The sequence below is a fragment of the Luxibacter massiliensis genome (assembly GCF_900604355.1).
In the GTDB taxonomy this organism is placed as follows: Bacteria; Bacillota; Clostridia; order Lachnospirales; family Lachnospiraceae; genus Luxibacter; species Luxibacter massiliensis.
Genome location: NZ_UWOE01000001.1, coordinates 3,143,850 through 3,165,027, shown reverse-complemented (window position 1 = coordinate 3,165,027; position 21,178 = coordinate 3,143,850). Strand labels below are relative to the sequence as shown.

Genomic DNA, 21,178 nt, shown 5'->3' with positions numbered 1-21,178 from the left:
AAGGGGTGCGCCATATGGGGCGTGAAGGATTTATTGCAGTAATTGACGGTTTTTTTACATCAGAGAGAAATGAGGGAAATAGAATGATATACTTTACACCATGAAAATAAAGAGTAGGTGAGCAGATGAAAATCCTAAAAGATTACATGATGAAGCTAGGATTTGTTTTTAAAGAAATTTTTAAAGCAGGCCCCGGAGTATTTTTCCTTTCCATAGGCTCCATGATTATTACCGGCGCCAGTCCAGTCGTTACAACATATTTAACAGCTAAATTGATAGAAGAATTAGGAGTTAATGTAGGTAATGAATTTTCCGGCACTTATTTAAAACTTTTATTTATACTTTTTGGAATGTTGGGAATCATTGTGATTTCTTTTGCTGTTGAAGGTGTAAAGACAGTGATTTGTTCAGTTGTGGGATTAAAGCTATCTCACAATATTGAAAATTTGATTGCAGAAAAATTTCAGGATATAAAGCAGGAGAGGATTGATAACCCTGAATTTTTAGATCTGCATTCCAATACGCTTACTAAGTGTGGGTCAGAACCCTTGAATCTGATGGAAGGCTTGTTTGGAATGGTGGCAAATCTTATAAGCCTGATCGGGTATGCAGCCATTATTATTCAGCTTAATTTATGGGCGCTTTTGATAATCATGGTCTTTACACTGCCAATTATCGTTTATAAACGGAAATACCAGGGTATGTTATTCAGGTTTTTTACAGAAAGAACAATGCAGATGAGGCGTATATGGTATTATCTTTCATTGATAACAGATCCACAATATTCTAAGGAAATACGAGAATTCAGATTATATTCTTACTTTAGGGAAAAGAGAAAAGAGTCATTTGATGACTATATGAAAGGAAACAGTAGAATAGCAGTTAAGGAAATTATAGTATCTGTTGTGACAAGCTTTATTTCAATGGCCGGCGCTATTTTAGTAGGTGTGTGGCTCATAAAGAATACACTCCAAGGTAATGTTTCTGTATCAAATTTTTATTTGTATGTCACAGCTATTATAACAATCGTAACAAAATTGATTGCCTTATCGAATCAAATAGCTTCTAACAGCAAGAGCATGTTGTTTATTAACTATATATTCGAATATATGCAGGAATCAGATACTATAAAAAGCAAAAATCTAAAAATAAAAAAAATACCGGTACATAATATTAAGTTTGAGAATGTTAGCTTTAAATATAATGGCTCAGATTATTATGCCTTAAAAAATATAAATGTTAATTTTAATACAAATGAAACTGTCTGTTTAGTGGGGGAGAATGGAAGTGGTAAATCTACGTTTTCTAAATTACTGCTTAGAGTTTATGACCCGACAGAAGGACGTGTCTTGCTGGATGATGTTGATTTAAAGGAATATGACATAAATGAATTAAGGAAATTCTTCGGCGTACTATTTCAGGACTATGTAAAATTCGCGGACACAGTACATAACAGTATTGGTTTTGGGGATATAGACAGGATAAATAATGATAAAGAGATAGCGTCAGCGGCTGAGATTACTGGGGCGAGCAAGTTTATTGAAGAATATACGGAAAGATATAACACGAATCTTAGTAAAATGTTTTTTAATGATGCCATAGAACCATCTGGAGGCCAGTGGCAGAAAATTGCCATAACAAGAGCTGTCTTTTCAGGAGCGGAAGTATTTGTATTAGATGAGCCTACAGCGGCATTGGATCCTAAGTCAGAGGTAAAGATGTATGATATTTTTAAAGTTATTAGCGAACTTAAATCGACTATTATTATTTCCCATAGAATGTATATTACAAAGTTGGCTGATAAAATTATTTTGTTAAATAAAGGCGTGCTTATAGAGGAAGGGGGGTTCGAAGAATTAATTAAATTGGAAAAGGAGTTCTATAATATGTATAAGCTACAGGCAGATAGTTATTCAATAACTATTGAATGAAATCAGAGGTTGTTGGTTATTTATAGAGCCTACTGCATAGAGAAAGGTGGTATATATGAATAAAAAATTTAATCTGAGGAAAATCAACAAAGCCAACAATTCAACAGTAAGAATTCTTGCATGCCACTGTGGCTGCGAAGGCAAGCCTTGGTCTGCTGTTGGTGATGGCTATTTGGGACAGTTCCTGTAATCCATAGGGTTAAATGAGGAACAGAAGAGGTAAAAGCTTAACCATATAATATGATATTGGATTTTAAAATTACAAAATACGAAAAAAGTCTATATCAAAAGGAAAAGTAAGTTTTGGCTTAAACAATATAACATAATATCTAGCTAGCATACAAATTACCCAGATACTCTAACATTTATTGAATCTATTGTAGTAGGCTTTATAAATAACCAATAACCGAAAGAGAAAGGAAATAGTAAATAATGTATTTATCTAAAATTATTAAAACAAATGGGAAAGTATATATTTACGATGCGTTAGATAATAATTTTGCTTTACTCGACTCAGAAGATGATATTTATAATGAAAATAAATATATAGATTTTTTGGCTGATAGTGGTTTTCGGGATGTTACGAAACCATGTGAGTTTAATATAGATTACCCTTATAGTGAAGAAGAACTAAAAAAAATGTATAGTTGCAGAATAAAAAGTATGACATTAGCGCTTACGGAACAATGTAACCTAAGATGTAAATACTGTGGTTATATGCCCAAATATTCGGATGACGGCTATCCATTAAAAGAAATGTCCGAGGATGTTGCATTTAAGGCAATTGATATCCTTATGGAAAATTCCCATGAGAGTGAGATCTGCCATGTGGGATTTTATGGAGGGGAACCTTTACTGAAGATGGATTTGATAAAAGAATGTGTAGCCTATATAAAAGAGAAGTACCCATTTAGAAAACCTAATTATAATATAACAACAAATGCAGTTTTACTTGATGAGAAAGTAGCAGATTTTTTGATTGAAAATGATATCAAAATTATAATTAGTCTTGACGGGCCCACGGAACAATTTAATAAATATAGAGTGTTCGCAAATGGAGAAAGTAGCTTTGAGAGAGTATTCAAAAATATTGCAATGCTTTACAACAAAGATCCCCAATATTTTCGGGAAAGTGTCACATATAATGTAGTAATGTTTAATGGGGCAAATCAAGAACTATTCGAGGCAATTGACCATCTCTGGAAGTCAAATGTAAATATGATTGATCTGTTTCCTACAGAATATTTTTTACGTGTTAGAGATAAAAGTGATACATATGCTCGAAAAGAAAAGGTGGATATTAAAAAATATGATTTTGCCTATAAAAATATGTTAAAGGGTATGAAAAAGTATTACAATTCATTCTGCGGATCAGCAGGCGGTAACAGAATTCTGCCGGGAGGCTTTTGCATTCCGGGAATAAGGAAAAATTTTGTGAAATCTGATGGGAGTATTGTCGTATGTGAAAAAGTTGATGAAAGCAAGGAGGTCTTTACAATTGGGGACGTTTACAATGGTTTAGACTTAAATAAAGTGAATCATCTTGTAGGGCATACACTTAAAATTTTGAAAAAATGTAGAAATTGTTGGGCTGCTAAGTTTTGTAAAATCTGCTTTAAAGATATCTTAAATATAGATGATAAGTTTTGTGAAAAGGCAAAAAAAGATGTAGAAACCGAATTGGGATATTATTTGGACCAAGTGAGCGGCGATAGGGAGTTAATTAATTATGTATCGAATATCTCGTTGATTTAAGCAGCAAGGGGGAAATATTATGAAAATAGCAATTATTGATACAGGAATTATAAAAGAGGCTTGTGATACCTATGAAGTCAAACACTTTTCCTTATCAAAAGAAGGACTTATAAATGCATATTACCCTCCAATGGATAAACATGGAACGGATTGTTTTAAAGAAATAATTGCAAATTCTGGAAATAAGGAGCTTCAGGTTATTGACTTAAATATTTTAAAAGAAGGCGAAACTCTAGAAGTTGGAAATATTGTTAGAGCGATAGAAACAGCAATTGAGGAAAGGGCAGATATAATCAATATCAGTTTAGGCCTCATGAGTTTTTCGCAAGAACTGTATGAGGCGTGTGAAAAGGCTGTTTATCATAATATTGTAATAGTATCAGCTGCATCCCACACAAATACAATTTCATTTCCAGCAGATTTTAACAATGTTGTATGTGTGAAAGTAGACCAAAGCCAAACAGAGGGAATCCATCTAATAGATGATTCAACGGTCTCTATGAATATGAGAGATTTTATTATTATAGAAGGTGACAATCAATTTGATTTTAGTTCTTCGAGCCTGGCATGTGCCAGATTTTCTGGATATCTTTGTAATGAACTTGGAGATAATCCGTTAAGTGATAAATATAAAATTCTCTCCCATAAATATAAATTGAATCTTTGCAGCGCAGGCAAGACAGACAAAAGCGTAGCATTAAGGGAAAATTATCTTCAAAAAGTTTTACAGAATAACAGGGCGGCTATTGTTGTATTTCCAGCTGATATGTTAAATAAATTCGATCAAAAATTCTTTAATAATAATGTTATTGCATATTACGATCATAAGAAGTGTGGGTTTTATAGTTTCAATGATAATAAACTTATTGATAATTTTGATTTAATATTAATAATTAATACATCATATAATGATTTAGAGGTTCCAGAGGAAATTCAAAAAAAGTATAAAGACTATAACGTAATTTGCATCGGAAATTTCTTAAATATAGATGGAAATAAGCATTTGCAAAAATATGAGGTATACAAATCTTCAGAACTATCGGTACTGGATAGGCCTGTTATTGCTGTGGCAGGCTTATGCAGCGGACTGAATAAATGGGATATTCAGCTTTCGCTCTTAAAAAGGTTAAAAGAGGACGGCTTAGAGGTTGGGACGGTTACGAATAATCCATTAGGGTTACTTTATAACATGAATGTATTCAGTTTTCCTGGTGAATTAAAGTTTCCCAATATTGTATATTCAATAAATAGATTTATGTGCCTGTATGAAATTAGTATGGACATAGATGCATGGCTGATTAATATAGGCGGAGCTGTCGGACAGGTTAATTCATTAAATACTTATAATTTTGGTAAACTTGTAGATGCTTATTTATCTGCAGCCAATATAGACATTGTAGTGATGTGTATAAACCCATCCATAGATGTTAAATTTTTAAAATTGCAGATGGCATATTTATATAAACATGGTGTTGAAAAAATATTTCTAGTCTTATCACATAATGATATCAATGCAGCTACAATGGATTATAAGGATGGGTTACAGACGTACTACATTGATGAAAAGAAATATAGCGCTGCGTTGGACTATTTAAAACAAAACGTAGAGGAAACAGTTTTGGCGTTATCTGATGTTGCAGATGGGAAGCTGTATGATAATATTATTAATATATTGGCTTAATATATCTGTATTTATTCAGTAAAGGCTTCAGGCTAGGTATATGCTAATAGAAGTATATATTCTGGCCTTTTTCTCATTTCCATTTTACTACACCCCGGGGGCGTTCCTTAAAGCGTTCCCCCGGATGGGTGGGTTCCGTTCAATAAGGTACGCCCTAAGGGCGCCCTCAACACATGCCCTTGGGGTATGATGAATGAATCCCTGTCTTTTATAATCCTTGCTATTATCTGGCTCCCTGAGTACAATTATATTAGGCAGGTATGTAAAAGATATAATTGGATTGTGCAGTAGGCAGTACGCAGGATGCAGAAGGATTTTGCTGTATATGGTTTACAAACTCAATTGTGGGCAGGATGAGAAAGGAAAGCAGGAATAGGAAATGAAGAGACTTTTTTTATTGGAAGATGATTTGAGCTTAATAAACGGCCTTTCTTTTGCCGTAAAAAGGCAAGGATATGACATAGAAGTTGCGCGTACGACAGTGGAAGCGAAGGCATTATGGAAGGATGGAAAATATGATTTAGCGATTTTGGATGTATCGCTTCCTGATGGGTCTGGTTTCGACTTTTGCAGCAAAATACGGCAGACATCAAAAGTTCCCATTGTGTTTCTTACTGCCGCAGATGAAGAAACGGATATTATTATGGGACTTGATATTGGAGGTGACGATTATATTACAAAGCCATTCAAGTTGGCAGTATTTTTATCCAGGATCAATGCCCTGCTTCGGAGAAGTGAAAATTTCAGCACTTCAGTGACAGAATTGAATGCAAACGGCATACATGTCCAATTAGTAAAAAATGAAGTATATAAAAATGGAAAGTTACTTGATTTGACAGCAAGTGAATATAAGTTATTATGTTTTTTCATGCAGAATCCCAACAGGATACTTTCTTCTGAACAGATTTTAAGTAGATTGTGGGATTGTGAAGAAAATTATATAGATAATAATTCTCTTACTGTTTATGTACGTAGGCTCCGCACAAAAATAGAAGATAATCCAGGGAATCCTAAGAGTATTGTTACGGTCCGTGGATTGGGATATAAATGGAGTACGGTGGGTGATGTGTGATGAAGATATTTGTAAACCAAAATATAAAACTGCTTTTTAGAAATATTGTATTTTCTATTTTGATCTTTACAATCATTTCAGCGTTGTTTTTGAAGTTTAACGCTAAAAATGCATCATTATACATTATAATTTTTGCCTTATGTATGAGTGCCGTTATATTACTGCTTTGTTATGGGTATTTCAAAGAACAGCATAGAGTTATGCAAAGCGCTATAGTACAGATAAAAGAATATATTTACGGTAACAAAGAAATATCAATCGAATGTAATGATGAAGGCGAGCTGTACCGGCTGTTCCATGAAGTCAATACCCTAGTGTCTATCCTAAATACTCATGCGGAAAATGAGGAAAGTGCGAAAAAATTCTTGAGAAATACTATATCTGATATCTCACATCAATTAAAAACCCCACTTGCGGCTCTTAACATTTATAACGGAATTATGCAGGATGAAGCAAAAGCCTATCCTGCTGTTCAAGAGTTTTGCCGGCTGTCGGAACAGGAACTTGACCGTATAGAATCATTGGTACAAAATTTATTAAAAATTACGAAGCTGGATGCGGGAACCATTATATTGGAAAAGTCCCTGGAGAGTATATCTGAAATTGCAGAGAGTATAAAAAAGCACTTTTTGTTTCGCGCCAGGCAGGAGGGAATAGAAATCTACCTGTCAGGCGATGGAGATGTTACATTTTTGTGCGACCGCTGTTGGATATTGGAAGCGCTGAGTAATATTGTAAAAAATGCCCTTGACCATACGGACAGAGGGGGTGTTATCCGTGTTGAGTGGAGGGTTTTCGCTTGTATTGTTCAAATTATTATAAAGGATAATGGCAGTGGCATAGACCCGGAGGACTTACACCATATTTTTAAGCGGTTTTACCGAAGCCGGTTTTCTAAAGATACACAAGGTATAGGATTGGGCCTGCCATTGGCAAAAGCAATTGTGGAAGCCCATAATGGTACAATAGAAGTTGACAGTGTTTTAGGACTTGGAACCTCTTTTACAATGAATTTTTTAATTCCTACAAAATTGTAGTCTAATTGTAAGATTGATGTAGGGATTGTTTGTTATATTTCAAGTATTAAATAGAGAGAGAGGTGTTTTAGCAATGAATTTATTAGAAGTCCATCGCATCTGTAAAACTTACGGCAGTGGAGATACTGCTGTCCATGCGCTGAAAAATATTAGTTTTTCTGTCCCCAAAGGAGAATATGTAGCTGTTATTGGAGAGTCCGGTTCTGGAAAAAGTACGCTTTTAAATATGATAGGCGCACTTGATACGCCTACATCTGGCAAGGTACTGATAGGCGGAAAAGATGTTTTCGCTATGAATGACCGCAATGTTACAATTTTCCGCAGAAGGAATATCGGGTTTGTTTTTCAAGCCTTTAATCTTATTCCAGAACTGAGTGTTGAACAAAATATTATCTTCCCTGTATTGCTTGATTATCAGAAACCTGACAAAGAGTATTTAGAGGAACTGCTGACTGTCCTTAATCTGAAAGAACGGCGCGGCCATTTGCCGAATCAATTATCCGGCGGACAGCAGCAGCGTGTAGCGATTGGGAGGGCATTATTTACACGCCCGTCACTTATTCTTGCGGATGAACCTACGGGCAACCTGGATACACATAACAGCAGTGAAGTCATTACTCTGTTAAAAGAGGCATCCAAGAAATATGAACAGACGATCGTAATGATTACTCATAGCCAGAACATTGCCCAGACTGCTGACCGTATATTACAAGTATCTGACGGAGTGGTGACTGATTTTGGGAGGTGCCGTGAATGAGAAGTTATCTTAGCCTGATACCAATTTCTGCAAGAGTCCACAAGCGGCAAAACCGCATGACGCTCTTATGTATTATATTTGCTGTTTTCTTAGTGACGGCTGTTTTCAGCATGGCTGATATAGGCGTTAAGATGGAACAAGCAAGATTGTTAGAAAAACATAGTAGCTTGACATTTAAAGAAATGGCTGGCAATCCAATGGTACAGACATTATTTTCAGCGGCAGCCATATTGTTTGTATTAATATTAATAGCGGGAATATTAATGATTTCCAGCAGTATAAATACGAATGTAGCTCAAAGAACAAAATTCTTTGGAATGATGCGCTGCATTGGGATGAGTAAAGAACAAATTATCCGTTTTGTAAGATTGGAAGCTCTTAGCTGGTGCAAAACGGCAGTTCCAATCGGTGTTATACTTGGTATTTTACTTACATGGGGATTATGTGCCGCCTTGCGTTTTATTGTTGGTAAAGAATTTTCTGATATTCCTTTATTTGGGGTTAGCCTGATTGGGATTATGAGCGGAATACTTGTAGGTGTTATTACAGTGCTGCTTGCAGCAGGTTCTCCCGCAAGGCGCGCCGCAAAGGTTTCTCCCGTTACAGCGGTCTCTGGAAATGCAGAGGATTCTAAAGCGAACAACCATATAGTCAGTACACGTATTTTAAAAATAGAAACAGCTCTTGGTGTCCATCACGCAGTATCAGCAAAGAAAAATCTGATTCTAATGACAGGGTCCTTCGCACTTAGTATTATTCTTTTTCTGAGCTTTTTAGTTTTAATAGATTTTATCGGTTATCTTATACCTCAATCTTCGAGTACTCCCGATATTTCCATTACGAGTAATAGTGCTGCTGATTTGATAGATAATCAACTGCTAGATACAATCAGCAGTATGAAGGGCGTCAAACGTGCTTATGGCAGAAGGAGCTGTTTAGACATACCCGCAGTAATAGAAAAGGATAATATGCGTTCCAGTTCAATTGACATGATCTCCTTTAATGAATTTGAATTAAAGTGCCTTTTAAAAGATGATATTTTGAGAAAAGGAAGTGACCTTTCAAAAGTATTTGGCAACAGTAAGTATGTACTTGCTACCTGGGATAAAAATAGTTCTTTAGAAATTGGAGATAAAATATGGATAGATAATGAAGAACTGGAAATAGCCGGTCTGTTAAAGTACGATCCGTTCAGCAGCGACGGCCTGACAGATGGCAAAGTTACACTTATTACTTCTGGCGATACTTTTATCCGCTTAACAGGTATAACTGGCTACTCTCTTCTTATGTTACAGACGGCAGGCGACATAACGGAGACGGAAATTACAAATATAAGTAATCAAATAAATGGCCAGTATACATTTATTGATAAACGCGACCAGCGGACTACAGGAATATATACAGCTTTTGTTTTCTGTGTATACGGATTTTTAACCGTGATTATTTTAGTGACTGTGTTAAATATTGTAAACAGTATTTCTATGAGCGTGTCTGCAAGAATAAAGCAATATGGAGCCATGAGAGCGGTTGGCATGGACGAACATCAGGTCACTAAAATGATAGTTGCTGAAGCATTTACATATGCTTCAATAGGCTGCATTATAGGCTGCATAATAGGCCTTGCAGTTAGCAAATGGCTGTACAATACTCTTATTTCGCCTCATTTTAGCTACGCCGTTTGGAGCGTACCTATTATGCCCCTCTTAGGGATATTATTATTTGTGCTGGCTGCTGTATTGGCTGCCAGTTATAAACCAGCGAAGCGTATTCGTGATATTTCAGTAACAGAAACCATTAACGAAATGTAAGAAGCTTAAAAGGACTGGCGCTATATAACATTCTGTATAATACGGATGAATGGGGAAGTGATTTAGGCCGGAGAGGGAATTATTGTTTCTGTATCCATAAGATAAAATTACGGCCGGAGCCGTAATAATTACATATAAGCAAAAGTCTCTTTTAAATCTGCTAAAATATAAAAACAGTAATATTTGTGCCGCCGGCTGAAAGGCGGCGGAATGGAGATTTTTATGAGAAAAGTGTTAAAACAAGTTGGCTTGATAGTACTATTGGCATTAGCGTTTCCCGCATTAGCGTCTGCGAGTGGCCGTATTCATTTTAATAGTGATCTGATTGGCGCAGAACAAAGTAAGTTCGAGCAATTGATTCTTGAAATACAGAATATAAAAGAAATGTATCCAGAATATTCAGATGAGGATATTTTGAGGATAATGAATCAGCGGCAATCCCAGGCGGACTTCTCAGAAAAAGGGATATTTGATATTTGGAATGCTCTTACTGATTCCGAGAAGAGGTTATGTATCCAGTATCCTTTTGATGCCCTTAAAGTTAATACAGCGAAAAATATTGCTACACGGCAGACAGAGCTTAAGTTTGGATTTAATGGCTTAGGCGATAGGAGCGATGCTTTCCGCCATGGTATATGGAATGCAGAGATGACAGTTCTCATCGGTAAAGAAAAAGCAGAGTTGTTTGCAACTGCACATGAGGATAAAGATGTTACTGGAAATGAAGCAGATGGATATCCGAAAACTGCCCACAGAGATATGGATCTGCATAACAATGTGGTCGGAAGGGATATTGGGGAGCAATATGGGGATATTTCAGAAGACGAAATGGGCAATCTTATTTACCAAGAAATTTATTCCCCGGAGACACAATTTATATGGCTACATGAGTAGAAAGCGGGCAGTGCGTGGGCACTGCTGCTTTTGCTTTCAAGGAATAGCGTAATTGATTACTTATATTATTTGTATCACGGCAATGAGTTTAGGGTAGCATATATCTATACTATATTTAAGGGGTAGTCAATTATGGAGAGCCGAATTAAAAAACTTCGTGAAAATAGAGGACTAATACAGGAGATTTTAGCTTCAGATTTAGGGATAACACAACAGATACTCAGTAAATATGAGAGAGATGTTATGTGTATTAAGGTAGATGTGCTGAAAAAAATAGCACAATATTTTAATGTGACAACAGATTACTTATTGGGTATTTCAGAAGTGAAAAGGGACTTAGAAGGACAGACAAGAGTAAACAAAACGCTGGATGCTTATTATGACCTTGTGGAAATATACAAAGGCTTGGATAAATACGATCAGGAATTGGTATGGTCCATTTTGCAGACAGTCAAGAAAACATGTGAAAAACGAAAAAAAGATAACAAAGCTATAGAAGAGAGTGATAAGAAATGCTGAGTATTGCAATTTGTGATGATGATATTCCAACCACTGGAAGAATGGAAACACTATTACAGCAAATAGCAAAGAAAAATTTTGTGGATGTCAATCTTGAGGTATACTTGGATGGGGCGGAGTTAGCGGACGCAGTGCAGGGTGGGGAATATTTTGATATTATTTATCTTGATATAGAGATGGAGAGGGAGGATGGAATTTCTGCAGCAAGAAGAATTAGAGATTATGATAAAAATACTCGTATTATATATGTATCAAGCCATGAAAACTATATGAAAGATTCTTTTTCAGTCCGCCCTTTTCAATTTCTTGTAAAGCCAGTAGATGAGCAAAGTTTTGAACTATGCTTTAAGGCTGCGTACGAAGATGTGTACAGGGAGGATTTTTATTTTCGGTTCAGCTATCAGCGGGTCAATTTCAAGGTTTCAATAAAAGATATTTTGTATTTTAAGAGTGATAGGCGAAAAGTGCAGATTGTGACAGAAAAAGATATTTATTTTACATACAAGAAGCTAAATGAGATTGAAGAGAGCCTCAGAGAGAGTAAATCACAATTTTTACGTGTACATCAATCCTTTTTGGTAAATTATAAACATATTGCAGGCCAGGCCTATGATTTCATTGTGATGGATAATGAAAAAAGAATTTCTATTAGTGAGGATAGGCGGAAAATGATCAGTCAAAAGTATTGTTCGATGGAGGATACATTCTATGTGGGAGAATAGCGGCATACTGTTCGGAATAAACATTCTGCTGGCTTTTTTTACAGTATATATTTTTTTCTTTTATTTTGATGTGTTTTTTCAGAGAAGAAAAAGTATGATGGCGATAACAGGATTTGTAGTGTTTATGGGATGGGAGTTAAATATTGCAGAGATTATCTATAGATTGCCGGCTGCTTTAAATATATGTGCCACAATAGGAGTCACCTTATTTGCAGCAACAAATATATTTGAGGGTGAGTTTTGGGAGAAATGCTTCTTTGCTATCTCGTTTGACGCAATGTGGATGCTAATGGAAACATTGAGCGGATATGTCTTGAGGATTTATTTTGGAGAATTAGCTGATTTACAGCCTCTGGGAGCATTTTTGTCAAAACTTTTATTTTTTATAGTACTAATCTCTTTAAAGAGGGTATTTACAAATGAAAGGATTAGAGAACTGCCAGCCAAATATAGTATTTTGTTGATTTTTATTTCTATCGGAAGTATTTACATTATGAATAATATTTTTATGTTAGGGTATAAAGTCAATGGAAATTATGGCGAAGGGAATATTCAATCTGCTGTAACGGTTATTATTTTATTGTGTATGAATATTTTGGTGTTTTATATTTATATGAAACTTGCGGACGATTTGCAGCTTAGACGGATCAATTCGGTTTATGCGCAGCAGCTAGAGTTATGTGAGAGACATCAGAGCGAAATGGAGATTTCTACGTTGCGCATGAGAGATATCCGCCACAATATGAGAAATAATTATGTGGCCATTCTTGCTTATGCTGAGAGAGGGGAATGCGATAAAATTATCCGGTTTGTCAATGATGTGGCCGAGGATGGTAAACTGAATATATCTTCAGTTACGAACAGTGGAAACATTGTCATAGATTCTTTGCTTGGATATTGGCATATGGCGGCGCAAAATGAAGGGATAGAATTTCGGGTGGATCTTTGTATTCCCATGCAGATGCCTTTTAAGGGGGCAGATATAAGCCTGATTTTAGGGAATCTGCTGGAAAATGCGGTGGAGGCGGCCAGGAAAGTAGAGGAAGAAAAGTACATCAGGGTAAGCGTAAAATATGATAAGAGTAATCTGTTAATATTTGTTGAGAATAATTATAAGGATCCCCTTATTAAAACAAAAGATGGAAAACTAAAATCTACAAAAGAGGATACAGAAAATCATGGTATTGGCCTGCGGTCTGTGTGCCGGGTTGTGGATAAGTATCAAGGCGCCGTTACAGTGGACGATTCTGTTCCCAGCCGATTTCTTATAAGAGTAGTAATGTACGGGGCAGAAATTATTACATAATCTTCCGGTTTTATTACATAGTTTTCAGTAGATTAGGAGAGATATGATAAAATAAACGTTGAGAAACATAGATTAGGCACAAAAACATGGCGGTGTGCAGTATTGAGAATTTTATTATTCAGTGACAGCGAAAACATATACAGAGTGACAAATAGTATTATAGATGGGCAGTTTAACCTTGAAAGATGTAATTATGCAGACTTGTGGAAAAACAGCTTTCCTCCTGCGGATGTTGTAATTATGCATTTTGATGAAGAGAAAATAAAAAAAGGTACATTTGAGCCGATTGTAAAAGTGAAAGGAAATTTGGGGCATAAGGTGCCTATTCTTGCCATAATAGAAGGGGGAACACTACAGGATATCTTTTCTTTACTCAATGTGGGCGCCGATGATTATATAGAGAATATTGATAAAACTCAGGAATACAGGGAAAAAATAGAACAAATCGTGTTATGGGCCTGGTATCTGGAAAAATATGTTCATAAAAGAGAGTAGCGGTTACTAATGAATCGCTATTTTTTTGTAAATATTATAGAAAAAGTTACATGAGCGCTCGGATTTTTTACATGACCAAATTTAAGCATCGGGTTTTGTGTTATGGTAAAAAAACAAAAGAAAGGAGGAGGTTTAATATATGAATTCAAAAAATGTAAAGAAACAGTCGGCTAAACTTTTGGCAAACATATCTTTGAAAATTGGTAAAATGTCTGCGGACAGCGCATGTGCTTATATTTATCACCAGCCTAAAATGCCAGAAGAGCTGAAGAAGATGAAGCATTGATTATGGAATGGTTATCGGAAAAGCTGACAAAATACATTGTTAGGACCGGTGCTGTTTCCTCAGAGCTATATGCAGTATACCAGTATGGATTCCAAATCATCCTTGAAATGTTAAGCTGCTTTCTTGTTTGTCTGGGAATTGCACTGTATCTGCATATGATTCCGGAATTTTTTGTGTTCACCGGAATCTTTATGCTAATCCGTACTTATGCAGGCGGATTACATTTAAATAGTTTCGGGGCTTGCTTTATCTGCTCTGTTGCTGTACAGACAGCAGTATTAATAATAAGTAATAAATATGTTTTGTCCTTGCACAGTGCCTGGGCAGCATTAGTACTTGGTTCACTCTTGATTTGGCGGTTGTCTCCAGTGGAAAGCATAAACAAGGAGCTTGATAAAGAAGATAAAAAACATTGCAGGAAAATGACAGGAAAGTTGTTAGTAGGAACCTTGTTACTTTCATGGGGGTACACACTTTCGGGAGCAGGAAAGATGGTGTCGCTCTGTGCAATGACACTGATAGTCATTGTCGCATCCCAATCTATAGGTATTATAAAATATAAAAATAAAAAGAGATAAAAAGTGGAAATAGCAGATATAGCCTGGTCTGCTAGTTCCACTTTTTATGTCTGAAGATTAAAAAACCTGCAATTACTTATATAGCCTATTCTATTGCAGATAAGTCACGCAGCAATTACTGCACAGGCGTTTACAGTTCCAGCAGATATGCGCCTGATTTACAATTTTACGGTTTTGTATGCATCTCCTGCACTTTGCGCAGCAGCAGTGCCTGTTACGCATCCCCGCCCTCAATCTCAACTTGAAACTGTAAAATGGACGTTCCCAATGCTGGAATTGTGGGAATGGTATAAGTCAGCGTATTTGCTGTCAATGTAGGCGTGACTGCGGCCCCATTTACAGTAAAAGAATTATTTATAAAAACAGTGCCTGCCGGAAGCACATCAGTAAAAGGCAGGTTGTTTACGACACTGAGTCCTACATTCGTAATTGTTATAGTATACGTCAAGGTATCTCCTATAGAGGCTGTCAGTTTATCGACAGCTTTAACAATGGTAGGTGCGAGCAGCAGGAGCGTGTCCACTGGGTTGCTGTTTATGGTATTCCCTCCATACGTAATGCTGGAAATATTTTCTAATTTATTGATAATAGCCATTATAATTCCTCCTATATTTATATAATGTCTCAAAACAAGTCTGTCAATATCTGCTAAATGGCTGGGACAACTGCTGAGACGGCCCCAGGTTCTATTTTTATATTAAGAATCTTCTCCTTTTCCTGCAGGCGGTAAAATGTATCCGAATAATAGAATAGATTTGTATGATGCCTGGATTTATTCTGGGAAAGTATGGAGATAAATGATTCTTTACTTATAATATATGTGGGAAAATAGAATCAGACACAATTTTAATTGAAGGAATCAGGCCGGGCATATTAATTAGCAAAGGTATGCCGGCCGATAAGTAGAATATGCTCTTTTGCCCAAAGTGCGGTACGAAACATACGAACCTCACGCCCGGTGTATACGGTATTTTAAAAAGAACTTGTAATTGCGGGGAAAAGCTCCCTACCGCATTTTTTAACGGCCGTAAAGACCTTGAAGCAGAATGCCCTAATTGTGGGCACAAACTTGCTGAAAGAGAAAGCCGTCCCATTTGCATCCCTATTGTTGGGGGCGTTCCGTTGGTAAGACGGCATTTATTACTGCCTTTTCTAGGGAATTTATTGAATATGTTGCACCTGCAAAGGGATTTGATATTGAGTTCTATAATGATAAAAAAGAAGATATTTATAAAGAAATTACTCACGACTATATTACTGGCAGCACACGGATGGCTGACAGACCTCAAAATATAAGCGCTCCTAGTTCTGTCTCCTTTTGCAGTTCCATCTATTAGATACAAACTTGATTTGCAAAAGAACGAAAGCAGGGCTGAAAACATCTAAGTTATAGGAGAAAAATGAAATGAAGGATATAATTCAAATTATCAGCAATCTAGAGGGTATGCGGTTTATTAAACCGGCTTCCACTGAAGAAATAAAGTCTGCAGAAGCAGCTTTAAATGTCAAATTTGCTTCAGACTATGTTCGGTATGTTGAAAAATATGGGGTGATTTCTGCCCGGGGCATTGAACTGACAGGAGTAACGCGCCATGAAAGATTAAGTGTTGTATGCGTAACAAATAAAGAACGTAGTTTAAACGCAAAGATTCCTTCCAATATGTATGTGATTGAAAATATTGCCATTGATGGGATGCTTGCTTTACAAGATGAATCAGGTAAGATTTACATGATTACTCCCAATGGGAACCCTGAACTTAAATACAATAGTCTGTGCGAGTATGTTGAAAACTCAAAGTTCTAAATTATTTTTATAAAACCAATTCATTGCAGGAGAGACGTAGTTAAATGTCCCTGAACTCAAAAGTATTCTCTTCGGGACTGTTATCGTGGAATGGCATATGCAGGAATAATGGGATGCCCCATTGGACATCCCAAGTTTTAAAGCAGATCCGATAGATGTATGCGTGTTTCGGAAAAGACCATCTGGATATAGACGTCTGTGCCCATATCTATCATTTTTTGGAACAGGTCAATCTCTTTCCGTGAAGCAAAAACAGAATCGGTCAGCTTCTTTCTTCCCGCCCCTGCGGACATACATCCAATGTTCAGGGAACTGAATCGGTATCCTTTATCCAAAAGCTCAGAGACCATGTTGGCGTCACGGAAGAGGACAATAGTCTTTTGCCCGGCTGTATTCTGCGACATCAGAAGCTCTGCTGCTTTTTCTACGGACAGAATCCTCACAGAAATCTTCTGGTGTGGAGGCAAGGTCATCGCCAATACAGATTTCATAAAAATATCCTTTTCAAGAGTATTATCCACCACTATGATTTCCTGGGCTTTGCATTTTTTAACCCAGGAGGCAAGAAGCTGTCCATGAATGAGCCTTTCATCTAATCGGTTCAGTACAATATCCATCGAAAACCCCTCCTATTATCAGATTAGAAAGTTATATAATTGCCGCAATCATTTAGGGACCTGTTTTGCGGTACCCTTCTGGTTGCAATTTTTATTATACTGAAATCTTTTCCTTCCCGTCAATAGTATCTGGCGCTTATCCAATGAAGATTTCTGTTATATACGCCAGTTCACTTGCGGGTATTGTGACGCCAAAAGAATCACAGAGATACTGCATTTGGTTCTCTACAAGGGAAAGGGTTTTATTGTGTTCGTTGGTAAAACTTTTCAGCCGTTCGTATTTCAGGGAAGTACCCCGTATCAGTCTTTCCAGCATATAGGAACAGTGTACGACAAACCGGACAGCAAGCTCATCGCTGTAGGGGATTGACAGGTCATTTAGGATTTTATTTAGTATATCCATGAGAACAGTTGCCGCTTTCGTAGGATTCAGGAAAGTCAGGGACGGCGCAATCACTTCCTTAATAATACGGTCAATATAAGAGTCCTCTTTAGCATGTATTCCGTTCTGGAGAGTATTGTTGACCAGTCCATGCACAGAAAGATCCGTGTGCATGGCGGCCCGGCATAGGGAGAGCAGAGAAACAAGGCTGAGGTTCGAGAATGTGTCCGTCTCTACTCCAGACAATTCACCAATCTCCCTGTACAGTCCGCTGAGCGGTTCCATATCTGTGACGATCAGGACACCATTGCCATTGTCCTTTTCCTTGGCGATTTCTGCAGCCTTTTGGGATATCTCTTCCAAAGTGGTGCTGCTTGTATAGCTGATCCCTGTGAGGACATCTTGTGCGCAGACAGAATTGATGTAATCTGCTGTTGCCTCCGCCCTTCCATTGCCGTGAAAAAGGGCAATGACCGGGATGTGTGGCATATGGGGGGCCTCCGCCCGGATGTCTGACGGCGGCATCTCCATGGAAATGCCAGAGAAAGGGCTGGATCCAGGGGAGAAGATGAGGGCATTCTCCTCAAAACCAGACAGAAAGGCTTGAATGCGGTCAGTATTCTCTGGATTGTCTGCTATATGGCAGAGTAAATTCGATGCCAAGTGGGAAACAGTTACGTCAATTGCAGATGCCTTAAGGCTTGCAGTTATATAGTCCTGGTAGGAGAGGGCGCAGGTTCTCTTTATCATGCTCTTTAGCTCGCTGACATTTCCGGGATAAGATGCGCTCAGCAGGCAGCATAGCGTTTCTTTATCCACCCGGAAAGACGTGCCGATCCTTGCCGATTCTTCCTGGAAAAATACAGAGATATATTCCAGCAATTCTTTTAATCCCCGGCTTCCTAAATCTGGAATGGATATATGGAAAGGAATACTGTACATAATCGGTCCCAGAACCGGGGCATCGGGCGGTGATGAAGAAAGGAGAATCAGGAGGGTGTTGCTGACCCGGTTATTCCCTGCTTCATATACACGGGAATAGGTATGTGTTTCCATCAGGGAAATCAGCTGCTGGCGGACAGTCCCCTCTAAAGTATCAGCACCGTCAAGGCATAAAATACCTCCAAAGGCCCGCTCAATAAGTCCCCTGTGGCTTCTTACGGATGAGGAGGAAGTTTTTTTTCCCTCTCCGAAAAGCTGCAGCAGCAAAGTGTTTGGGGAGGACTGATATTTACGGCAGTCACATACTAAGAAGGGGGCTTCCTGCGAGCGGATCCCGTTCTCTACTGCATATTTATGGATAGCTTTTGCAAAACTGAGTTTCCCGCTTCCCGGGTTTCCGGTGATGAGGATATGGAGTCCGTGGGGCGGATACCTGACAGCGGCAGTAGCCTGAAGAAATGCTTTGCGGAGGCTTCCGTCCAGGCCAACCTGTACCTCGTCCACTTCAACCTGTGGCTGTGCGGTCTTGGGCGTTTCTGCCTTATCTGGAGTCTGTATATAATCATAGATTGATTTATCCTTTGGGATAGTCATGGGAAAGAAACTGTCTGGATACAAGTTCATGATTGCAGCACGGTGGAGATACAGAGTAGGTTTTCCAAGTATCTTGATGACACTTCCATCCCGGTAAAGTGTATTTAATTCCCTGGATACATTGGCGCGGTTGAGTCCCAGCTTCTCTGCGATTCCGGTTGTCTGCATTCCGCAGTTTATTTCCTGGTTCTCAATACATTTCCGTGTGTGTTCATAAAGCAGATCTGAAATACGTTCCCGTCTGCTTTTGGTTTCATTTGTCCCCATACAATTCCCTCCATAAAAAATTTTTTCTATTTGTATTTGAAATAAATTGTTTTCATAACACAGCTGCCCCCTTTTTTATAAGTAGGACATGGGATAAGTGTCACACACAGATGGATACAGTAACACAATCCGGCATAAAGGGTTATGGCAGCAATGGGCCGCCGCTGTCTGATAGTACCGCCGATGCTGTGAATCAGGCAGATATACGCGATTTATATTGAAATACAACTCAAGGCAAAAAGTAAAAAAATACGGCACATATGCTATTCTGTGTTACTTTCGGGTAAAAATTGACAAAAAAGAGTTCCAATAATAACATTAAAACGAACAAAATGCATATATTCTGGTTTGGTATCAGAAAATCTAAAGGTAAAAAAGCCTAAAATCAAAGGAGGAGACATGACTAATTTTAAAAAAATACCAACCATACTGGTGGCGACACATGGAACATTCTGTAAGGAACTCATTAAGACGGTCAGCCTGCTCTATGGAGAGGTAAAGGATGTTGAGGCACTTCCACTGCTTCCAGGCGTAAGCCAGGAGGAATATCAGGAAGAGATGGAAAAAGTGCTCGGCCGGTATGACGGAGATGTCTTTATCTTTGTAGATATACTGGGGGGCACACCGTTTAATACTGTGATGAAAATTGGCAGAACCCGTCCTCTGTGCGCGGTGGCAGGAGTCAATGTCAATATGCTCTTGGAGGTACTGGACGCACGGGACACAGAGTTGGACGGCGCAGCACTGGCAGGACATATTGAAAAGGTGGCGAAAAATTCTGTGAAGAACTTTACGCCTGAGCTTACCCGTTTCTATGAAATGGCACAGGCGCAGGGAGAATAAAGCCTCTGATTTAAAGTGCTTATTGACGGGCGCAGTTACTGCACCCGTCCAAATGAGTTTTAAGCCTGTCCGGCAGAACCAAACATTTTCATATAGCGGATGAGTTCTTTCTTATAACCCTCATAGAAGCTGTGAAGTGTAAAGTGAGGGGCGGAAACCTCAGTTTCTAAGACTGCATCACGGCCTTTTTGCATAACGTCCGTGCCAATATTAATTTTACAGATACCTTCGTGGCAGGCGCGTGCCAGCTTATCTTCTCCAGTCCCGGAACCGCCGTGGAGTACTAGGGGAACCTCCACAATGTCATTTAGTTTTTTCAGCAGGTCGAAATCGATATGAGGAGTGCCTTTGTAAGTTCCGTGGACAGTTCCGATAGAGACAGCCAGGCAGTCCACTTTCGTGCGTTCGCAGTATTCCTTTGCCTGATCCGGGTCAGTTAAAGAGCGCTCATCCATATCATCCTTTGCGGCATACCCCACATGGCCTAGCTCTGCTTCCACGGTAACACCACATGCGTGGGCCACTTTTACGATCTCGCTGACCTGTGCAATGTTTTCTTCAAAGGGCAGCGTGGAACGATCCACCATGACAGAGGTAAATCCTGCCTGGATGGCCCGGATAGCGTGCTCGTATTTGGCCCCATGATCCTGGTTTAATGCGATGGGGATCGATGTTTCATTAGCAATATCCCGCACCATGCGTGCGAAGAATTTAATATCTGGATGTATAGTATAGTTCAGGTTAATAATGACCGGTGCCTGCGCTTCTTTGGCGGCATCGATGGAGGCGCGCAGTGAGATTTCATCTGCATTGCTTGGGGCACAAACTGCATAGTGGCCTTTTTTGGCTTTTTGGAGAAGCTCTCCCATAGTTACTAACATAATTTTT

The 21,178-nt window shown here is 38.2% G+C and carries 21 protein-coding genes; 17 read left to right on the top strand and 4 right to left on the bottom strand.

Features of this window, described 5'->3' with window-relative positions; all coding sequences use genetic code 11:
• The first annotated feature begins 125 nt into the window (after positions 1–125).
• The 15 genes from EFA47_RS14550 to EFA47_RS14485 all read left to right on the top strand — a co-directional run bounded on the left by EFA47_RS14550 (position 126) and on the right by EFA47_RS14485 (position 14,841).
• Positions 126–1,931, top strand: coding sequence for an ABC transporter ATP-binding protein (locus EFA47_RS14550; protein WP_122643947.1), 1,806 nt, complete (start codon positions 126–128; stop codon positions 1,929–1,931).
• Positions 1,932–1,986: 55 nt separating this feature from the next.
• Complete coding sequence (locus EFA47_RS20080; protein WP_206215534.1) at positions 1,987–2,121, top strand: lachnocin family radical SAM-modified peptide; 135 nt, start codon at positions 1,987–1,989, stop codon at positions 2,119–2,121.
• A gap of 242 nt (positions 2,122–2,363) precedes the next feature.
• Positions 2,364–3,686, top strand: coding sequence for a lachnocin radical SAM maturase (locus EFA47_RS14545; protein WP_122643946.1), 1,323 nt, complete (start codon positions 2,364–2,366; stop codon positions 3,684–3,686).
• A 19-nt stretch (positions 3,687–3,705) separates the two neighbouring features.
• The gene (locus EFA47_RS14540) at positions 3,706–5,367 is read left to right on the top strand and encodes a S8 family serine peptidase (protein WP_122643945.1); all 1,662 of its coding nucleotides are present in this window, start codon (positions 3,706–3,708) and stop codon (positions 5,365–5,367) included.
• Between the two features lie 379 nt (positions 5,368–5,746).
• On the top strand, positions 5,747–6,439 hold the full coding sequence (locus EFA47_RS14535) for a response regulator transcription factor (protein ID WP_122643944.1): 693 nt from the start codon (positions 5,747–5,749) through the stop codon (positions 6,437–6,439).
• On the top strand, positions 6,439–7,476 hold the full coding sequence (locus EFA47_RS14530; protein WP_122643943.1) for a sensor histidine kinase: 1,038 nt from the start codon (positions 6,439–6,441) through the stop codon (positions 7,474–7,476). Before EFA47_RS14535 ends, EFA47_RS14530 begins: the two co-directional genes overlap by 1 nt.
• Positions 7,477–7,549: 73 nt before the next feature.
• A complete protein-coding gene (locus tag EFA47_RS14525; protein ID WP_122643942.1) occupies positions 7,550–8,233 on the top strand; it encodes an ABC transporter ATP-binding protein in 684 nt (227 codons plus the stop codon).
• A complete protein-coding gene (locus tag EFA47_RS14520; RefSeq protein ID WP_122643941.1) occupies positions 8,230–10,041 on the top strand; it encodes an ABC transporter permease in 1,812 nt (603 codons plus the stop codon). The genes EFA47_RS14525 and EFA47_RS14520 overlap by 4 nt, the downstream gene beginning before the upstream one ends.
• 222 nt (positions 10,042–10,263) lie before the next feature.
• Complete coding sequence (locus EFA47_RS14515; RefSeq protein ID WP_164690016.1) at positions 10,264–10,935, top strand: DUF6973 domain-containing protein; 672 nt, start codon at positions 10,264–10,266, stop codon at positions 10,933–10,935.
• A gap of 132 nt (positions 10,936–11,067) precedes the next feature.
• A complete protein-coding gene (locus EFA47_RS14510; RefSeq protein WP_122643939.1) occupies positions 11,068–11,454 on the top strand; it encodes a helix-turn-helix domain-containing protein in 387 nt (128 codons plus the stop codon).
• A complete protein-coding gene (locus EFA47_RS14505) occupies positions 11,448–12,176 on the top strand; it encodes a LytR/AlgR family response regulator transcription factor (protein ID WP_122643938.1) in 729 nt (242 codons plus the stop codon). The genes EFA47_RS14510 and EFA47_RS14505 overlap by 7 nt, the downstream gene beginning before the upstream one ends.
• Before the next feature lie 94 nt (positions 12,177–12,270).
• Complete coding sequence (locus tag EFA47_RS14500) at positions 12,271–13,482, top strand: sensor histidine kinase (RefSeq protein WP_235853272.1); 1,212 nt, start codon at positions 12,271–12,273, stop codon at positions 13,480–13,482.
• A 102-nt stretch (positions 13,483–13,584) separates the two neighbouring features.
• On the top strand, positions 13,585–13,977 hold the full coding sequence (locus EFA47_RS14495; protein ID WP_122643936.1) for a hypothetical protein: 393 nt from the start codon (positions 13,585–13,587) through the stop codon (positions 13,975–13,977).
• 139 nt (positions 13,978–14,116) lie between these two features.
• A complete protein-coding gene (locus EFA47_RS14490) occupies positions 14,117–14,263 on the top strand; it encodes a cyclic lactone autoinducer peptide (RefSeq protein WP_122643935.1) in 147 nt (48 codons plus the stop codon).
• Between the two features lie 2 nt (positions 14,264–14,265).
• Positions 14,266–14,841 carry an accessory gene regulator B family protein gene (locus EFA47_RS14485; protein ID WP_122643934.1) on the top strand — a complete coding sequence of 192 codons (576 nt, stop codon included), beginning with the start codon at positions 14,266–14,268 and terminating at the stop codon, positions 14,839–14,841.
• A 214-nt stretch (positions 14,842–15,055) separates the two neighbouring features.
• Here the strand turns inward: EFA47_RS14485 and EFA47_RS14480 are convergent, their stop codons facing one another.
• Positions 15,056–15,436: a DUF11 domain-containing protein gene (locus EFA47_RS14480; RefSeq protein WP_122643933.1), complete on the bottom strand. Its 381-nt coding sequence runs from the start codon at positions 15,434–15,436 to the stop codon at positions 15,056–15,058.
• Positions 15,437–16,246: 810 nt separating this feature from the next.
• Here EFA47_RS14480 and EFA47_RS14470 point away from each other — a divergent pair.
• The gene (locus EFA47_RS14470; protein WP_122643931.1) at positions 16,247–16,645 is read left to right on the top strand and encodes an SMI1/KNR4 family protein; all 399 of its coding nucleotides are present in this window, start codon (positions 16,247–16,249) and stop codon (positions 16,643–16,645) included.
• Positions 16,646–16,782: 137 nt separating this feature from the next.
• Here EFA47_RS14470 and EFA47_RS14465 read toward each other — a convergent pair whose 3' ends face one another.
• Both EFA47_RS14465 and EFA47_RS14460 read right to left on the bottom strand, forming a co-directional pair.
• The gene (locus EFA47_RS14465; protein WP_122643930.1) at positions 16,783–17,262 is read right to left on the bottom strand and encodes a PTS system mannose/fructose/N-acetylgalactosamine-transporter subunit IIB; all 480 of its coding nucleotides are present in this window, start codon (positions 17,260–17,262) and stop codon (positions 16,783–16,785) included.
• Between the two features lie 136 nt (positions 17,263–17,398).
• Positions 17,399–19,447, bottom strand: a complete 2,049-nt coding sequence (locus EFA47_RS14460; RefSeq protein ID WP_122643929.1) for a sigma 54-interacting transcriptional regulator — start codon at positions 19,445–19,447, stop codon at positions 17,399–17,401.
• A gap of 399 nt (positions 19,448–19,846) precedes the next feature.
• On the opposite strand from EFA47_RS14460, the gene EFA47_RS14455 reads away from it, so the two are divergent.
• On the top strand, positions 19,847–20,290 hold the full coding sequence (locus EFA47_RS14455; protein WP_122643928.1) for a PTS sugar transporter subunit IIA: 444 nt from the start codon (positions 19,847–19,849) through the stop codon (positions 20,288–20,290).
• Positions 20,291–20,349: 59 nt separating this feature from the next.
• Here EFA47_RS14455 and EFA47_RS14450 read toward each other — a convergent pair whose 3' ends face one another.
• Positions 20,350–21,171 (bottom strand): class II fructose-bisphosphate aldolase, encoded by an 822-nt coding sequence (locus EFA47_RS14450; RefSeq protein ID WP_122643927.1) that lies wholly within the window; start codon positions 21,169–21,171, stop codon positions 20,350–20,352.
• Positions 21,172–21,178 lie beyond the last annotated feature (7 nt).

Excerpts from the sequence above, each read along its gene's own strand:
- EFA47_RS14550 (WP_122643947.1), top strand. The coding sequence starts at position 126 with ATGAAAATCCTAAAAGATTACATGATGAAGCTAGGATTTGTTTTTAAA.
- EFA47_RS20080 (WP_206215534.1), top strand. The coding sequence starts at position 1,987 with ATGAATAAAAAATTTAATCTGAGGAAAATCAACAAAGCCAACAATTCA.
- EFA47_RS14545 (WP_122643946.1), top strand. The coding sequence starts at position 2,364 with ATGTATTTATCTAAAATTATTAAAACAAATGGGAAAGTATATATTTAC.
- EFA47_RS14540 (WP_122643945.1), top strand. The coding sequence starts at position 3,706 with ATGAAAATAGCAATTATTGATACAGGAATTATAAAAGAGGCTTGTGAT.
- EFA47_RS14535 (WP_122643944.1), top strand. The coding sequence starts at position 5,747 with ATGAAGAGACTTTTTTTATTGGAAGATGATTTGAGCTTAATAAACGGC.
- EFA47_RS14530 (WP_122643943.1), top strand. The coding sequence starts at position 6,439 with ATGAAGATATTTGTAAACCAAAATATAAAACTGCTTTTTAGAAATATT.
- EFA47_RS14525 (WP_122643942.1), top strand. The coding sequence starts at position 7,550 with ATGAATTTATTAGAAGTCCATCGCATCTGTAAAACTTACGGCAGTGGA.
- EFA47_RS14520 (WP_122643941.1), top strand. The coding sequence starts at position 8,230 with ATGAGAAGTTATCTTAGCCTGATACCAATTTCTGCAAGAGTCCACAAG.
- EFA47_RS14515 (WP_164690016.1), top strand. The coding sequence starts at position 10,264 with ATGAGAAAAGTGTTAAAACAAGTTGGCTTGATAGTACTATTGGCATTA.
- EFA47_RS14510 (WP_122643939.1), top strand. The coding sequence starts at position 11,068 with ATGGAGAGCCGAATTAAAAAACTTCGTGAAAATAGAGGACTAATACAG.
- EFA47_RS14505 (WP_122643938.1), top strand. The coding sequence starts at position 11,448 with ATGCTGAGTATTGCAATTTGTGATGATGATATTCCAACCACTGGAAGA.
- EFA47_RS14500 (WP_235853272.1), top strand. The coding sequence starts at position 12,271 with ATGATGGCGATAACAGGATTTGTAGTGTTTATGGGATGGGAGTTAAAT.
- EFA47_RS14490 (WP_122643935.1), top strand. The coding sequence starts at position 14,117 with ATGAATTCAAAAAATGTAAAGAAACAGTCGGCTAAACTTTTGGCAAAC.
- EFA47_RS14485 (WP_122643934.1), top strand. The coding sequence starts at position 14,266 with ATGGAATGGTTATCGGAAAAGCTGACAAAATACATTGTTAGGACCGGT.
- EFA47_RS14480 (WP_122643933.1), bottom strand. The coding sequence starts at position 15,436 with ATGGCTATTATCAATAAATTAGAAAATATTTCCAGCATTACGTATGGA.
- EFA47_RS14470 (WP_122643931.1), top strand. The coding sequence starts at position 16,247 with ATGAAGGATATAATTCAAATTATCAGCAATCTAGAGGGTATGCGGTTT.
- EFA47_RS14465 (WP_122643930.1), bottom strand. The coding sequence starts at position 17,262 with ATGGATATTGTACTGAACCGATTAGATGAAAGGCTCATTCATGGACAG.
- EFA47_RS14460 (WP_122643929.1), bottom strand. The coding sequence starts at position 19,447 with ATGGGGACAAATGAAACCAAAAGCAGACGGGAACGTATTTCAGATCTG.
- EFA47_RS14455 (WP_122643928.1), top strand. The coding sequence starts at position 19,847 with ATGACTAATTTTAAAAAAATACCAACCATACTGGTGGCGACACATGGA.
- EFA47_RS14450 (WP_122643927.1), bottom strand. The coding sequence starts at position 21,171 with ATGTTAGTAACTATGGGAGAGCTTCTCCAAAAAGCCAAAAAAGGCCAC.